Source organism: Frigoribacterium sp. Leaf263 (assembly GCF_001422285.1).
GTDB lineage: Bacteria > Actinomycetota > Actinomycetes > Actinomycetales > Microbacteriaceae > Frigoribacterium.
In genome coordinates this window covers 424,515-439,458 of the sequence record NZ_LMMO01000003.1, presented here as the reverse complement: position 1 = coordinate 439,458, position 14,944 = coordinate 424,515, and the positions used below count along the sequence as shown (strand labels likewise).

The window sequence follows — 14,944 nt, the reverse complement described above, 5'->3', positions numbered from 1 at the left end:
TGGGCACGCTCGAAGAAAGAAGGACCCCGTGACGAACTCCGACGATCGCATCCGTCTGGCCCTGGTCGACGACCACAAGATGCTCCTCGGCGCCCTCAGCGAGTGGATCCGCGGCGCCGCGAGCGACATCTCGGTGGTGGCGGCCGTCGCGTCGTGGCCCGAGCTGCTGACGCACCCCGAGTTCCCCGTCGACGTCGTCCTGCTCGACCTCGACCTCAAAGACAGCATCCCCATCTCGCTGAAGATCAACACGCTGAAGACCACCGGGGTCAAGACGGTGCTGATGAGCACGTACTCCGAACCCAACGTCGTGCGCGAGGCGCTGGCCGCGGGCGCGCTCGGCTACCTCGTCAAGAGCGAGGACGCCGAGATGATCGTCGAGGCGATCCGATCGGCGTCGCAGGGCGAGTCCTACATCTCGGCCGAGCTCGACCTCGCCCTCAACGCCGCCGAGATCGGCGGCGTGCCGAAGCTCAGCGCCCAGGAGCGCCGCGTCATGGCCCTCTACGGCGGCGGCGAGCCGGTCAAGGCCGTGGCGTACCAGCTCGGCATCAGCGAAGAGACCGCCAAGAGCTACCTCAAGCGCATCCGCGAGAAGTACCGGGTGGCCGGTTACGACGTCGGCACGAAGGTCGCGCTCCGGAAGCGCGCCATCCAGGACGGCATCCTGCTGCAGACGGACCTCCCGGCGCAGACCAGCTTCTAGCCGCGTCACGGACGAGCCGAGGAGGCGCGGGTCACCCGACCCGCGCCTCCTCGGCTCGTCTCCTGCCGGGCCTCACCCCGGCCCGGGAGCCTCAGCCCTGGGTGATGAACACCGACCCGGTGTCGGTGTCCTCCTTGTGGTCCGCTTCGGCGGCGGCCGCGCAGAGCGCCGCCTGGCGCGCGTCGCCCGTCTTCTGCAGACGGAAGCTGATGACCGTGAGCACGACGCCGGCGAGGGCGAGGGCCACGCCGACCCAGCCGGGGGCTGCGAAGCCGAAGCCGGCCGCGATGACGGCGCCGCCGAGGTAGGCGCCGGCGCTGTTGCCGAGGTTCATCGACGAGTGGTTGAGCGCGGCGCCGATGACCTGGCTCTCGCCCGCGACCTCCATCAGGCGCGACTGCACGGACGGGCCGATCATCGAGCTGACGAGACCGAGCAGGAACGTCGTCGCGAAGATGCCGACGATGCCGTCGACGAGCAGGGCGTAGGCGACGAGCGCGGCGATGAGACCGATGAAGCCGACGGTGAGGGCGGCCTTGAGGTTCTTGTCGGCGGCCCATCCGCCGATCACGTTGCCGATCGTCATGCCGACGCCGACCCCGACGAGCACCCACGGGACGACGCCCTCGTCGACGCCGGCCCCCTCGGTGACCGCGTTCGCGATGTAGCTGTAGACGGCGAAGAAGCCGCCGAAGCCGATGGCGCCGATGCCCATGACGAGCCAGACCTGGGGCTTCCGGAACGCGCTGAGCTCACGGCGCATCGATGCCGACGAGTCGCCCTCGAGACGCGGGACGGCGAGCGCGACGGCGACGAAGGTGAGGGCGAAGATGGCCGCGACGGCGAGGTAGGCCACGCGCCAGCCCTGCGCCTGACCGAGGGCGGTGATGGTGGGCACGCCGATCACGTTGGCGATCGTCAGACCGCTGAGCACGAGCGCGACGCCCTTGCCGCGGTTGCCCGGCCCCATGATCGTGGCCGCGACGATCGAGGCGATGCCGAAGTAGGCGCCGTGCGGCAGCCCCGCGAAGAAGCGGGCGCCGAGCACCCAGCCGAACGACGGCAGCACGGCCGAGAGCACCGTGCCGAGCACGAAGAGCCCGAGCAGCCCCATCAGCAGCTTCTTCTTCGGCAGGTGCGACGACATGGCCGCGATGGTCGGGGCCCCGACGACGACGCCCAGGGCGTAGGCGCTGACGAGCCAGCCGGCGCGCGCGATGCCCTCCTCGGACGACTGGGCGTAGAGGCCCGGCAGCAGATCCTGGGCGATGTTGGGCAGCAGCCCCATGGCGACGAACTCGGTCGAGCCGATGCCGAAGCCGCCGAGCGCCAGGGCGATGAGGGCGAACGTCTTGCGACGGGTGGAGAGGGTGTTCACGGGCGGCTGCCTTCGCTGGGGTGGAGGGTGTCGGGCGGCGGGTGCCCGGGGCTCTCCGTCGAACGGGCCGGGATGGTGCGTCGGAGGCGGACCGCGCCTCCTGCGGGCCTCGGACCGAATCGATTCGATCGGCGCGGGACCACCGACGAGCTTACGACCTCGGGAGGCGCGGTGACAGCCCCGCGACGGACGTCAGGAGGCGCGGCGGAAGCCGTGGACGGGTGGTCCCCGACGGAACGGCCGGAGGATGCGATTCCCCGGGAGCGTGGTCAGGGCGCCGGGTCTCGCCTAGGGTGGACCCCGGCCGTACCCGGGGCCTTTTGTCCGACATCGAGCGACTCACCCGCGCTCACCGCACGAAAGAGCCCTGTCTTGCGCCCTTCTCCCCTGCGTCGCCTCGCGACCGTCCTCGCCGCGGCCTCGCTGGTCGCCACCGTCGCCGTCGTGGCGCCCGTCGCGTCCGCACCTGCTCCCGCGGAGGCCGCCACCGTCGCGGCCACCGCCCACCCGACCGGGTCGACGTCGCTCAAGACGCCGGCCGCGGGCGGCACGACGATCTGGGTCTCGACGACGGGGCGCGACTACATCGACCTGCGCTACCCCGACGGCCACGTCGAGCCGTACAAGCGCTCGTACTGCATCGGCAACGCGGCCTCGACCGACTGGGTGAGGAAGCAGTGCCCGGCGGCGAACTACTCGAACCCCGTCCGCTCGCTGCAGATGGCGATGCTCCTGGTGAAGCCCGGCGACGTCGTGGTCGTGCGGGGCGGCACCTACACCGAGTCCGTGAGCAACAACGGCAAGGGCGGCAGCGCCTCGAAGCCGATCGTGATCCAGAACGCACCCGGCGAGCGCGCCGTCGTCGCTGGGCGCTTCGTCTTCACGGGGGCCGACCACTGGCTGGTCTGGGGTCTCCGCTTCACGTACGACGCGGCGAAGTCGAACACGTACGGTCTCGTCACCTTCGCCGGCGGCACGGGCTGGACGTTCCGCGGCAACGACGTCTCGGGGTCGAGGCGCACCGCGAACGTCATGGTGACGACCGAGGCCCCCTCGGGCACGAGCACCGCCGCGCGGGTCGCCGCGGCGCCGCACGACTGGACGGTCGTCGGCAACGTGATCCACGAGAACAAGGGTCAGGACGTCCTCGGCACCGACCACAACCTGTACCTGCTCGCGTCGATCTGGTCGTCGAACGGCCTCGTCGAGCGCAATCTCATCTGGGGAGCACCCCGCGGCGCGAACATCAAGGCGGCCGGCAGCAGCGACCCGAACGAGAGCCCGCGCGACGTGGCCATCCGCTACAACACGCTCCTCTACGCGGGCAGCGGTGTGACGATCGGGCTGAAGGCCGAGGGCGTCGTGCTCTGGCGCAACGTCATCGGCGCCCCGCAGGGCGAGCAGTACAACAGCGGCGGCATCAAGACGTACCGCATCGCGCAGCCGGCCAGGAACCTGGCGAAGTACAACTACATCGCCGGGTACCGGTACCCGTACTACACCGACCCGGGTGCCGGTCAGATCACGAAGGCGAGCAACGTCGCCGTGACCTACGCCCTGCCCCTGACCGGTTCGGTCAAGAACGACACGGTGCGCCCGGCGAACGCGTCGGTCGACCGGTCGTACGGGCGCAACTACGGGCAGTGACACCGCCCGGGGCGTTCGGCTCAGGCGTCGAGGGCCCGTTCGAGGCGTTCGACCTTGCCCGTGAGCTCACCCGTGCGCCCGGGTCGGATGTCGGCCTTGAGCACCAGCGAGACCCGGCTGCCGAACGCGCCCACCGCCTCCGCGGCCTCCTTGACGACGGCCATGACCTCGTCCCACTCGCCCTCGATCTCCGTGAACATGGACGAGGTGCGGTTCGGCAGCCCGGAGTCCCGGACGACGCGCACGGCGGCGGCCACCGCGGCGTGCACCGAGTCGCCGTGGGCGTCGGGGTCGAGGTCTCCGGCGGGGGCGCCGCCGCTGGGTGAGAGGGAGAAGGCGACGATCATGCGCTCATCCTGTCAGCGGCCGGGCCGCGGCGCACTCCCCCGAGACGCCAGAGCATGATGCAGCCGACGACGAGCAGAACGACCTCGCAGAGGTTCCGCAGGGTGATGACGACGAGCATCCACGGCTCGACCCGCAGCAGGTCGTCGTAGAACCACGGGTAGATCAGCTGGGTCAGCGCAGCGATGCCCAGGGCGAGCCCCGCCGGGACCCGGAACGACGGTCCGCCGGTGCGCGACGCGACGAGTCCGACGACCACGGGCACGGCCAGCCACGACACGAACTGGGGCGAGCCGACCTTGTTCGTGACGATCAGGGCGGTCGTCAGCGCCAGGGCCAGTGGGCCGAGGAGGTGCGGGGCGGCCGCACCCGCCAGTCGCGCCCGCAGACCGAGCAGCACCACGCCTCCGACCACCACCGCCATCACGACGGTCGTCGCCCGGGCGGCGAGACCCACGCCGTCGCCCTGCACCTGGAAGGTCAGGATCTGCTGGTCGTAGTAGACGGCCGTGCCCGTCACGCCGGCGGCGGCCCGCCAGAGCCACGGCGTCGCGGCCGGCGATTCGATCTGCAGCCCCCGGCCCGCCTGCTGTCCGATGAAGCCGAGCACGGTGGCGCCGCTGCCGAGCGCCAGCGAGACGGCGACGACGGCGGCCGTGGTCGCGACGGCGGCGACGACGATCGCCGGCCCGCGCCGCGAGGCGAGCACGGCCGCGCCCACGAGGGCCGCGGGCCACACCTTCACCCAGGCCGCGATCGTCAGCACGACGGAAGCCGCCACGGGCCGCTCGGCGACGAGCAGCACGCCGATCAGGGCCAGCGCCACGGTCACCGCGTCGATTCGCCCGAGGGCGATGGGACCGAGCGCCGCGACGAACAGCAGCCACCACCAGGCGGCCGTCGTCGTCGAGGGCGTCCGTCGCCGCGTGATGACGGCGAAGGCGACCGCGTCGAGGGCGACCACGACGACGAGCCACACGGTCGCGTAGTCCGCGGCGCCGCCGAGCCGCGCGACGAGCATCGGGACGGCCGCGAGCAGGGGGTAGACCCAGGCGACGTCGATCCCGACCCGGTCGCCGCCCGACACGGCCTGGTCCATCCACGACCGGTAGACGGTCCGGACGTCGCCGAGCGACTGGTCGGGCCCGACCAGGGCGATCCAGGCGACGACGAGGTGCACGACGGCGAAGGCGATCCAGAGGATCTCGCGTCGCCGCCCGACCACGACGAGCCGCCGGCCGAGGGGCGTCCGCGCCGCGACGATCTCGGGAGGCGCGGCGACGGTCATCCCGTCAGGCTAGCCGTCGTGCGTCACACGGCGCCTCACGGCTCGGCGGTGTCGCCGGTCGCCGATATCCTCGGCTTCATGACCCGTTCCCCGTCGCGACTCGTCGCGTCCGTCGCCGCCGCCCTCCTCTCGGTCGGCGCCCTCGCCGCCTGCGCCCCCACGTCCGACTCCGAGGGCTCGGGCAGCGGCGTCGGCGCCGTCACCGAGGGCAAGCTCACCGTCGCGACCGGCGAGCCGGCCTACTCCCCCTGGGTGGAGGACGACGCCCCCGAGTCGGGGTCGGGCTACGAGGCCGCGCTGGCCTACGCCGTCGCCGACCGCCTCGGGTACGACCGCGACGACGTCGTCTGGGTGCGCGCCACCTTCGACGAGTCGATCGCACCCGGCCCGAAGACCTTCGACCTCAACCTGCAGCAGTTCTCGATCACCGAGCAGCGCGCGAAGGCCGTCGACTTCTCGTCGCCGTACTACGAGACCCGCCAGGCCGTCGTGACGCTCCCCGGCACGGCGGCCGAGGGCGCGTCGAGCGTGGCCGACCTCCGGGGACTCGACATCGGCGCGCAGAGCGGCTCGACGAGCTTCACGGCCGCCGAGACCGTCATCGACCCCGAAGACGGCGTCCAGGCCTACAACTCGAACGACGACGCCAAGGCGGCCCTCGAGTCCGGCCAGGTCGACGCCATCGTGCTCGACGTGCCCACCGCGACCTACTTCGTCGAGGGCGGCGTCGTGCTCGGTCAGCTCGCCGCCGTCGACGGGGCGAGCGATCAGCTCGGCATCGTCCTGCCCCTCGGCAGCTCCTTGACCGCCGACGTCACGAAGGCCGTCGACGACCTCGAGGCCGACGGCACCCTCGGCGACCTGCAGCAGGAGTGGCTCGCCGACTACGACGTCAAGGACCTCTCGTAGCGCCCACCGCGGTCGCGACGGGGGCTCCCCCCGTCAGCGATCTCGAGATCGGACGCCGCGCCTATCGCCGCCGGCAGTCCGTCCGCTCCGTGCTCGTCGCCGTGATCAGCACGGTGGTCTTCGCCGGGCTCGCCTGGTGGGCGGTCACGAGCACGCCCGGGTGGGAGCGCGTGCGGTTCAGCTTCTTCGACGGTCCGACCCTCGTGGCGGCCTGGCCGCGCGTGCTCGAGGGCCTCTGGCTCAACGTGCGCGTGCTCGTCGTCGCCGCCCTCGGCGTCGCCGTCCTGGCGACCGTCCTGTCGGCCCTCCGGACCCTCCGCGGCCCGGTGTTCTTCCCGGTCCGAGCTCTCGTCCGCGGCTACACCGACATGTTCCGGGGCCTGCCGCTGATCATCGTCCTGTACCTCGTCGGCTTCGGCATCCCGGGCCTCGGTCTCGGCATCCCGCGCCTCCCTGCCGAGTTCTGGGGCACCATCGCGCTGGTGCTGACCTACTCGGCCTACGTGTCCGAGGTCGTGCGCGCCGGCATCGACGCCGTGCACCCGTCTCAGAGGCTCGCCGCCCGATCGCTCGGGCTCGGCCATGCCAAGACCCTCCGCCTCGTGGTGTTCCCTCAGGCCATCCGCAAGGTGACCCCCGCTCTCATGAACGACTTCGTCTCGATGCAGAAGGACGTCGGCCTCATCTCCGTCCTCGGCGCGGTCGACGCCGTCCGGGCCGCGCAGATCGAGACGGCCACCGCCGCGAACTTCACGCCGTACGTGCTCGCCGGGCTGCTCTTCGTGCTGCTGGCCCTGCCGACGCTGTGGCTGACCGACTGGCTCTCGGCGCGCCTCCGTCGTCGCGAGCAGGCCGGGAGCGTCGTATGACCGCCCCCGCATCCGCCGCGTCCGGCGCCCCCGCGCCCGAGATCGTCCTGCGTCTCGAGGGGGTCCGCAAGGCCTTCGGCCTCACGACCGTGCTCGACGGCATCGACCTCGAGGTGGCCCGCGACGAGGTCGTCGCGCTCATCGGCGCGAGCGGCTCGGGCAAGTCGACCCTGCTGCGCACCGTCAACCTCCTCGAGCCGATCGACGACGGGCGCATCGTCCTCGGCGGCGACGACATCAGCGACCCGAGAGTCAAGGCGGACGCGGTCCGCGCCCGGATCGGAGTGGTCTTCCAGCACTTCAATCTGTTCCCGCATCTGACGGTGCTCGAGAACGTGTCACTCGCCAGTCGCCACGTCCTCCGACGGCCGAAGGCCGAGGCCCACGCGAGGGCCCGCGAACTGCTCGATCGGGTGGGGCTCGGCGACAAGGCCGGCGCCTACCCCGACCGGCTGTCGGGCGGTCAGCAGCAGCGGGTCGCCATCGCCCGGGCGCTGGCGCCCCGGCCCACGCTCCTCCTGCTCGACGAGATCACGAGCGCGCTCGATCCCGAGCTGGTGGGCGAGGTGCTCGACCTCGTCCGCACCCTGAAAGACGTGGGGACGACGATCCTCATGGCGACGCACGAGATGGCGTTCGCGCGCGACGTCGCCGACCGCGTGGTGTTCCTCGACGCGGGTCGCATCGCCGAGCAGGGTCCGCCCGAGCAGCTCTTCACGGCGCCGCGCACCGAGCGGGCGAGGGAGTTCCTCACCCGTTTCACCGCCTGACGGGTGACTCCCAGCTGATCCCAGGGAGGCCATAGGGTCACCCGCCATCATCCTCTCAGGGCCGCACGGCCCCGCATCATCCGAGCCGACACCGAGGCGTGACCGCGCCGCACCCCGAGCCGACCCTGGAGAGACCATCATGAAGAAGAAGACCGGAATCATCATCGCCGTCGCGGCGGTCGTCGTCGTCGGCCTGGGCACCACGGCGGCTGTCGCCGGGCCCGCGTTCTACCGCGACGTCATCGTCGGCGAGCCCGACGCGGCCCCCACCGTCTCCGTGACCCCCGGTTCGAGCACGGTCGACGCGAGTCAGCTGACCGGCGACTGGTCGGTGGGCGACGGCAGCACCGCCGGCTACCGGGTCGACGAGGTGCTCAACGGCACCGACGTCACCGTCGTCGGCACCACCGACCAGGTCTCGGGCACGGTCACCGTCGACGGCACCTCGGTGACCGCGGCCGACATCACCGTCGACGTGGCCAGCATCGCGACCGACAGCGGCAACCGCGACGGGTACTTCCGCGACACGGCGATGGAGGTCGGCACCTACCCGACGGCCGAGTTCACGCTGACCGAGCCCGTCGACGCGGCCGTCCCCGCCGACGGCGAGGTCGCCACCGTGACCGCCACCGGCGAGCTGACCATGCACGGCGTCACGCAGACCGTCGAGGTCCCCCTCCAGGCCGCCCTCTCGGGCGACGGGGTCCAGGTGAGCGGATCGATCCCGGTCACGTTCTCCGACTACGGCGTCGACGCGCCGAGCCTCGGCTTCGTCGAGGTCGAAGACCAGGGGACCGTCGAGTTCCTCGTGTCGGCGACCCCCGCCTCCTAGTCCTCCGCCGCGCTGCCCGCCACGAGTGATGCGATCGTGGCGGGCAGCGCGTCGATCAACCCGAGCACGGTGATCGGGCCGCCGCGACTGGCCCGGACCGCCGCGAGTCCGTGCACGACCGAGGCCGTGGCCGCCAGACGCGCCAGCGCCTCGCCGTCGGCCGCGATCTCGGCGGCGTGCGTCGCGACCAGGGCTCCGAGCACTCCCCCGAGGGCGTCACCGGTGCCCGCGGTGGCCAGCCACGGCGTCCCGCTCTCGGCCACCAGGCGGGTGCCTCCCGGCGAGGCCACGACGGTCCGGTGCCCCTTCACCAGCACGGTGCACCCCCACTCGCCGGCCGCTCGCACGGCGGCTCCGCCCGGGTCGGCCGCGATCTCGTCGACCTCGCGACCCGTCGCCCTGGCCAGTTCGCGGAAGTGCGGCGTGACGACCACCGGCCCTGCGGCCTCCGGTCGCCAGGGCAGCGCGCCGGCGTCGAGCACGAGCGGCAGCCCCGAGGAGGCGGCGGTCGCGAACCCGTCGCGCGTCTCGTCGTCGAGGTGGTCCGGATCGACGCCCGAGCCGAGCAGCCACGCCTGCACGCGCCCGCTGCTCGTGACCGCCTCGGGGCGTCGCTGCAGCACGAGGTCCGACGCACGCGCGGGCCCGAGGTAGCGGAGCATGCCGACGCCGGTGTGCAGCGCCGCCTCCACGCCGAGCACGGCCGCCCCCGGGAAGGCGCTCGAGCCGGTGACGACGCCGAGCACCCCGCGGCTGTACTTGTCGTCGTCGGGCGCCGGCACGGCGATCCCTGCGGCGGCGTCGGAGGGGGTCCAGGTCGCGAAGTCGCTCATGCCCTCGACGGTAGTCGCGGCCCGCACGCTCCGACGGGGGAACATCGGGGCGAGGCGTACCGTTGGCTCCCGAAGACGATCCCCAGCGAAAGGCGACGACGACACCCGTGACCCAGACGGCAGCGACCCCCACGACCGACACGACCACCTCCGACCGGGCTCCCGGGCTCTTCGACCCGATCACCCTCCGCGGCACGACGTTCCGCAACCGCCTCTGGGTCGCGCCCATGTGCCAGTACTCGGCCGAGCGCGAAGACGGCGTCCCGACCGACTGGCACCTCGTGCACCTGGGCTCCCTGGCCCGAGGAGGCGCGGGTGCGGTCATCGCGGAGGCGACCTCCGTCACGCCGGAGGGCCGCATCTCGCCTCAGGACCTCGGCCTCTGGAACGACGCGCAGCTCGAGGCGTTCCGTCCGATCACGGACTTCATCCGCTCGAGGGGATCCGTGCCCGGCGTGCAGCTCGCGCACGCCGGTCGCAAGGCGTCGACGTTCCGCCCCTGGAGCGACGAGCAGGGCACCGTGCCGGCCGACCAGGGCGGTTGGCGGACCGTGGCGCCCTCGGCGGTCGCCTTCGAGGGCTACGACGAGCCGGCCGAGCTGACGATCTCCGACATCGCCGGGCTGGTCGAGGCCTTCCGTCTGGCGGCTCGTCGATCCGTCGACGCCGGCTTCGAGCTGATCGAGCTCCACGCCGCCCACGGCTACCTGCTGCATCAGTTCCTCTCGCCCCTCAGCAACCGACGGGACGACGAGTACGGCGGCTCTCTCGAGAACCGTGCGAGGTTCCTCCTCGAGGTCGTCCGGGTCGTCCGCTCGGAGGTCGGCGGGACCCTGCCCCTCCTCGTGCGCTTCTCGGCGACCGACTGGGCCGACGGCGGCTGGAACGAGGACGACACCTCGACGGTCGCGGCCTGGTGCCGGGACGCCGGTGCGGACCTCTTCGACATCTCGACCGGTGGTCTCGTCTCCGGCGTCAGCATCCCCGTCGGTCTCGGCTACCAGGTGCGCTTCGCCGAGCACGTCCGCACGAACGCCGAGGTCGAGACCGGGGCCGTGGGTCTCATCGTCGGGGCCGCCCAGGCCGACGAGGTCATCACCAGCGGACGCGCCGACGTCGTCCTGATGGCCCGCGAGTTCCTCCGCGATCCGCACTTCCCTCTGCGCGCCGCCGCCGAGCTCGGGGTCGAGCTCGACTACTGGCCCGCGCAGTATCAGCGCGCGCCCTTCCGCCTGAGCTGAGACCCCGCCGCGGGGGCGCCGAGCCGAGGCTCAGCGTCCCCGTCGCGTGGCGTCCTGGACCTCGCCGATGAGCTCCTCGAGGATGTCCTCCAGGAACAGCACGCCCTCGGTCGTGCCGTGCTCGTCGAACGAGCGGGCGACGTGCACGCCGCTCCGGCGCATGGTCGCCAGCGCGTCCTCGAGGTCGGTGCCCCGGTAGATCGAGATCAGCTGCCGGATCCGCTTCGGAGGCACGGGGTCGCCGAACTCGTCGTCGTCCAGGTCGAGCACGTCCTTGAGATGCAGGTACCCCGTGGGGTCGCCGACGTCGTCCACGAGCACGTAGCGCGAGAAGCCGTTCTGGGCCACGGCCCGCTCGACGTCCGACGGGGTGGCGTCCTCGGGAAGGGTCACGAGCCCCGGCATCGGCACGGCGACGTCGGACACCTTCTTCTCGGTGAACTCGAACGCCGCCTGGACCGTCCCGCTCGCGTCGGTCAGGGTGCCCTCGCGGCGCGACTGGGCGACGATGTTCGCTACCTCGTCGACCGTGAAGGCGCTCGCCGCCTCGTCCTTCGGCTCGACCCGGAAGGCCCGCAGCACCGTGTTCGCCGACCAGTTCAGCGACAGGACCACGACGTGCAGCACCCGGGCGATGGCGACGAGCGGGGGTGCGAGCATCAGCGCGGCGCGGTCGGGCAGCGAGAACGAGATGTTCTTCGGCACCATCTCGCCGAACACGACGTGCAGGAACGACACGAGCACCAGCGTGATGACGAAGCCGATCACGCTCACGAGCTCGGGGCTGAGACCGGTCAGGCCGAGAGGCCCCTCGAGCAGATGGTGGATCGAGGGCTCCGACACGTTGAGGATCAGCAGCGAGCAGATGGTGATGCCCAGCTGCGTGGTCGCGAGCATCATCGTCGCGTGCTCCATCGCCCAGAGCGTCGTCCGCGCCGCGCGGCTGCCGGTCTCGGCGAGAGGCTCGATCTGCGACCGTCTGGCCGAGATGACGGCGAACTCGGCGGCGACGAAGAACGCGTTGCCCATCAGCAGCAGCACGAGCCAGACGATGCCCCACCAGTCGTCGCTCATCGGAGGGCCTTCCGTTCGGCGGTCGTCCCGCGAGGAGCCGAGGAGGCGCGGGTCGGGGACGCGCTCGCGTCACCCGATCCGGTGGTCGCGTCGTCGTCCGTGGCGGGCGTGAAGCGGATCCGGTCGATCCGCCGCCCGTCCAGCCTCTCGACGCGGAACGCGCCGGCCTCGGTCTCGACCACGTCGCCGGCCGACGGCAGGTGCCCGAGCTCGCTCATCAGCCAGCCGCCGACGGTCTCGTACGGGCCGTCCTCCGGGACCTTCACCGACGCGCGCTCGAGGAGCTCGTCGGGGCGGAGCAGACCGGGGAAGGTCAGCCAGTTGCGCGATCGGACCACGTCGACGCGACTGCGGTCGTGCTCGTCGGACACCTCGCCGACGAGCTCCTCGATGAGGTCCTCGAGCGTCACGACGCCGGCCGTTCCGCCGTACTCGTCGACGACGACGGCCATCTGATAGCCGCGCCCCCTGACCTCGGTCAGGAGGTTGTCGAGCGTCATGGTCTCGGGCACCCGCACGGCGTCGGTCTGCAGCGCGGAGACGGGGACGTCGGCCCGACGCTCGCGCGGCACCGAGACGGCCTGCTTGACGTGCACGAGCCCGACGACGTCGTCGATCCCGTCGTCGGTCACCGGGAACCTCGAGTAGCCCGTCCGGCGGGCGAGCTGGAGGACGGTCTCGGCGCTGTCCGTGCGCGAAACGGACGAGAGGCGGGGCCGCGGGGTCATGACGTCGGACGCCGTGTGATCGCTGAACGCGAGGGTGCGGGCGAGCAGCGTCGCCGTGTCGGCCTCGAGACTGCCCTCGGTGGCCGATCGACGGACCAGCGACGAGAGCTCCTCGGCCGTCCGAGCCCCCGAGAGCTCCTCCTTCGGCTCGACGCCCACCGACCGGAGGATGGCGTTCGCGGTGTTGTTGAGCAGCGCCACCGCCGGCTTGAAGACCGTCGTGAACCCGACCTGGAACGGCATGACGAGCTTCGCCGTCCGCAGCGGGAGCGCGAGGGCGAAGTTCTTCGGCACGAGCTCGCCGACGATCATCGACAGGAGGGTGGCGACCACGATCGACACGATCGGGGCCGAGATCGTGACGGCCGCCTCGGGGATCCCCGCCGACACGAGCGGCGGCGAGATGAGGCGCGAGATCGCGGGCTCCATCGTGTAGCCCGTGAGGAGGGTGGTGAGGGTGATGCCGAGCTGGGCGCTCGAGAGGTGCGTCGAGGTGATGCGGAGGGCCCCGATGGTGGTCGAGAGGCCCTTCTCGCCCTTGCTCTGACGGGACTCGAGCTCGGACCGGTCGAGGTTCACGAGGGAGAACTCGCTTGCCACGAAGAGACCGGTGCCGATGGTCAGGAGGATGCCGAAGGCGAGGAGGATCCATTCGTTCACGACGAACGGTCACCTCGCTCGGCGTGGTGCGGGTGAGTGGTCGTCGACGCGGTGCGCGTCGGAGACGGAGGGTCGTCCATAGACGGAAGAGCTTACGGCACGCGCGCTCGTCGCGGTGGCCCGGCTACCAGCCCACCGGGAGGGCCTTGCCCTCCTCGTAGCCCGCCGCGGACTGGACGCCGACGAGGGCGCGGTCGGCGAACTCGGTCACCGAGCGGGCGCCGGCGTAGGTGAACGAGCTGCGGACGCCCGAGGTGATCATGTCGAGGAGGTCCTCGACGCCGGGGCGGAGCGGGTCGAGGTAGATCCGGGACGACGAGATCCCCTCGGCGAACAGCGTCTTGCGCGCCAGCTCGTACGGGTCGAGCCGCTCGAAGCGCCCCTGCACGGCCTTCGTCGAGGCCATCCCCCAGCTCTCCTTGTAGAGGCCGCGCTCGTCGGCCGCCAGATCGCCCGGGGCCTCGATCGTGCCGGCGAACCACGAGCCGATCATGATCGACGACGCCCCGGCGGCGAGCGCGAGGGCCACGTCGCGCGGGTAGCGGACGCCGCCGTCGGCCCAGACGTGCGCGCCCATGGCCTTGGCCGCGGCCGCCGTCTCGAGGACCGCCGAGAACTGCGGTCGCCCGACGGCCGTCATCATGCGGGTGGTGCACATGGCCCCGGGTCCGACGCCGACCTTGACGATGGTCGCCCCGGCCCCGACCAGGTGGTGCACGGCCTGCTCGGTGACCACGTTGCCGGCGACGATCGGGAGCCCCAGCTTCAGCGCGGACACCGCCGCGATGGCCTTCACCATGCCGTCCTGGTCGCCGTGCGCCGTGTCGATGACGAGCACGTCGACGCCCGCCGCCGCGAGCGCCCTGGCCTTCTCGGCGACGTCGCCGTTGATGCCGACGGCGGCGGCGACGCGCAGGCGTCCGCCCGCGTCGAGGGCCGGCTGGTAGAGCGTCGACCGGAGGGCGCTCTTCCGGCTGGTGGTGCCGATGACGCGCCCGTGTCGGAGGACCGGTGCGAAGTCGATGTCGGCCGCGACGAGGCGGTCGAAGGCGGCCCGCGGTCCGTCGACGTCGTCGGCGTCGAGCGAGGTCAGGGCTCCGTGCAGGAGATCGCCGAGGACGGCGTCCCGGGGGGCCGTCGCGAGTCGGGATGCGGCGATGCACCCGAGGTAGGCGCCGTCCGCGTCGTGCAGCACGATGCCGTGGCCCTCCACGGCCGGGACGGTCGAGAGCGCCGCGTCGACGGTCTGCCCGGCATCGAGGGTGTACGGGGTGTCGTAGTCGACCGGCTGGCTCTTGACCCACCGGATGGCGGCGTCGAGCTGCTGGAGGGGCATGTCCTGCGGGAGGACCCCCAGACCGCCGCGACGAGCGAGGGTCGCCGCGAGGCGGGGCCCGGTGACCGAGTTCATGTTGGCCGAGACGACGGGGATGGTCGCGCCCGTGCCGTCGCCCGGGGCGAGAGAGACGTCGAGCCTGCTGGTGACCGATGACCGGCTGGGCACCAGGAACACGTCGGAGTACGTCAGGTCGTGGGTCGGCGTCGTCTCGTAGAACCTCATGCCGACAAGGTTAATCCCTGTGAGTCCCGGACCCGCCTGTCGTGCGAAGCGATTAAGCTGGAGGACGGCGGGCCTCCCGGGGCCCCACCTGATCAACAATCAA

Annotated in this window: 14 protein-coding genes; 7 read left to right on the top strand and 7 right to left on the bottom strand. The window is 71.9% G+C overall.

All coding sequences use genetic code 11. The features are described 5' to 3' along the window. The first annotated feature begins 28 nt into the window (after positions 1 to 28). A complete protein-coding gene (locus ASF17_RS06060; protein ID WP_156357320.1) occupies positions 29 to 706 on the top strand; it encodes a response regulator transcription factor in 678 nt (225 codons plus the stop codon). 91 nt (positions 707 to 797) lie between these two features. Here the strand turns inward: ASF17_RS06060 and ASF17_RS06055 are convergent, their stop codons facing one another. Further along, complete coding sequence (locus tag ASF17_RS06055) at positions 798 to 2,084, bottom strand: MFS transporter (protein ID WP_055796588.1); 1,287 nt, start codon at positions 2,082 to 2,084, stop codon at positions 798 to 800. A 372-nt stretch (positions 2,085 to 2,456) separates the two neighbouring features. Here ASF17_RS06055 and ASF17_RS06050 point away from each other — a divergent pair, with 372 nt between their 5' ends. After that, a complete protein-coding gene (locus tag ASF17_RS06050; protein WP_055796584.1) occupies positions 2,457 to 3,731 on the top strand; it encodes a hypothetical protein in 1,275 nt (424 codons plus the stop codon). Between the two features lie 20 nt (positions 3,732 to 3,751). Here the strand turns inward: ASF17_RS06050 and ASF17_RS06045 are convergent, their stop codons facing one another. Continuing rightward, complete coding sequence (locus ASF17_RS06045; protein ID WP_055796581.1) at positions 3,752 to 4,078, bottom strand: thiamine-binding protein; 327 nt, start codon at positions 4,076 to 4,078, stop codon at positions 3,752 to 3,754. Then, positions 4,075 to 5,364, bottom strand: coding sequence for a glycosyltransferase 87 family protein (locus ASF17_RS06040; protein ID WP_082475107.1), 1,290 nt, complete (start codon positions 5,362 to 5,364; stop codon positions 4,075 to 4,077). The genes ASF17_RS06045 and ASF17_RS06040 overlap by 4 nt, the downstream gene beginning before the upstream one ends. A gap of 78 nt (positions 5,365 to 5,442) precedes the next feature. Here ASF17_RS06040 and ASF17_RS06035 point away from each other — a divergent pair, with 78 nt between their 5' ends. The 4 genes from ASF17_RS06035 (at position 5,443) to ASF17_RS06020 (ending at position 8,744) form a co-directional block, all read left to right on the top strand. After that, on the top strand, positions 5,443 to 6,273 hold the full coding sequence (locus ASF17_RS06035) for an ABC transporter substrate-binding protein (protein ID WP_055798332.1): 831 nt from the start codon (positions 5,443 to 5,445) through the stop codon (positions 6,271 to 6,273). A gap of 89 nt (positions 6,274 to 6,362) precedes the next feature. Next, positions 6,363 to 7,142 carry an amino acid ABC transporter permease gene (locus ASF17_RS06030; RefSeq protein ID WP_200913441.1) on the top strand — a complete coding sequence of 260 codons (780 nt, stop codon included), beginning with the start codon at positions 6,363 to 6,365 and terminating at the stop codon, positions 7,140 to 7,142. Then, positions 7,139 to 7,912, top strand: a complete 774-nt coding sequence (locus tag ASF17_RS06025; RefSeq protein ID WP_055796578.1) for an amino acid ABC transporter ATP-binding protein — start codon at positions 7,139 to 7,141, stop codon at positions 7,910 to 7,912. The genes ASF17_RS06030 and ASF17_RS06025 overlap by 4 nt, the downstream gene beginning before the upstream one ends. Positions 7,913 to 8,051: 139 nt before the next feature. After that, the gene (locus ASF17_RS06020; RefSeq protein ID WP_055796575.1) at positions 8,052 to 8,744 is read left to right on the top strand and encodes a YceI family protein; all 693 of its coding nucleotides are present in this window, start codon (positions 8,052 to 8,054) and stop codon (positions 8,742 to 8,744) included. On the opposite strand, the gene ASF17_RS06015 is transcribed toward ASF17_RS06020, so the two are convergent. After that, positions 8,741 to 9,577 (bottom strand): ADP-dependent NAD(P)H-hydrate dehydratase, encoded by an 837-nt coding sequence (locus ASF17_RS06015; RefSeq protein WP_055798322.1) that lies wholly within the window; start codon positions 9,575 to 9,577, stop codon positions 8,741 to 8,743. The genes ASF17_RS06020 and ASF17_RS06015 overlap by 4 nt on opposite strands. Before the next feature lie 107 nt (positions 9,578 to 9,684). Here ASF17_RS06015 and ASF17_RS06010 point away from each other — a divergent pair, with 107 nt between their 5' ends. Beyond that, entirely contained in the window at positions 9,685 to 10,818 is a 1,134-nt protein-coding gene (locus ASF17_RS06010) for an NADH:flavin oxidoreductase/NADH oxidase (RefSeq protein WP_055796571.1), read from the top strand. Positions 10,819 to 10,848: 30 nt separating this feature from the next. Here ASF17_RS06010 and ASF17_RS06005 read toward each other — a convergent pair whose 3' ends face one another. From ASF17_RS06005 to ASF17_RS05995, 3 genes are all read right to left on the bottom strand, one after another. Further along, the gene (locus ASF17_RS06005) at positions 10,849 to 11,892 is read right to left on the bottom strand and encodes a hemolysin family protein (protein WP_055796569.1); all 1,044 of its coding nucleotides are present in this window, start codon (positions 11,890 to 11,892) and stop codon (positions 10,849 to 10,851) included. After that, positions 11,889 to 13,280, bottom strand: a complete 1,392-nt coding sequence (locus ASF17_RS06000; protein WP_082475105.1) for a hemolysin family protein — start codon at positions 13,278 to 13,280, stop codon at positions 11,889 to 11,891. The genes ASF17_RS06005 and ASF17_RS06000 overlap by 4 nt, the downstream gene beginning before the upstream one ends. A 124-nt stretch (positions 13,281 to 13,404) precedes the next feature. Further along, complete coding sequence (locus tag ASF17_RS05995; protein ID WP_055796567.1) at positions 13,405 to 14,841, bottom strand: GuaB1 family IMP dehydrogenase-related protein; 1,437 nt, start codon at positions 14,839 to 14,841, stop codon at positions 13,405 to 13,407. Positions 14,842 to 14,944: the final 103 nt, after the last annotated feature.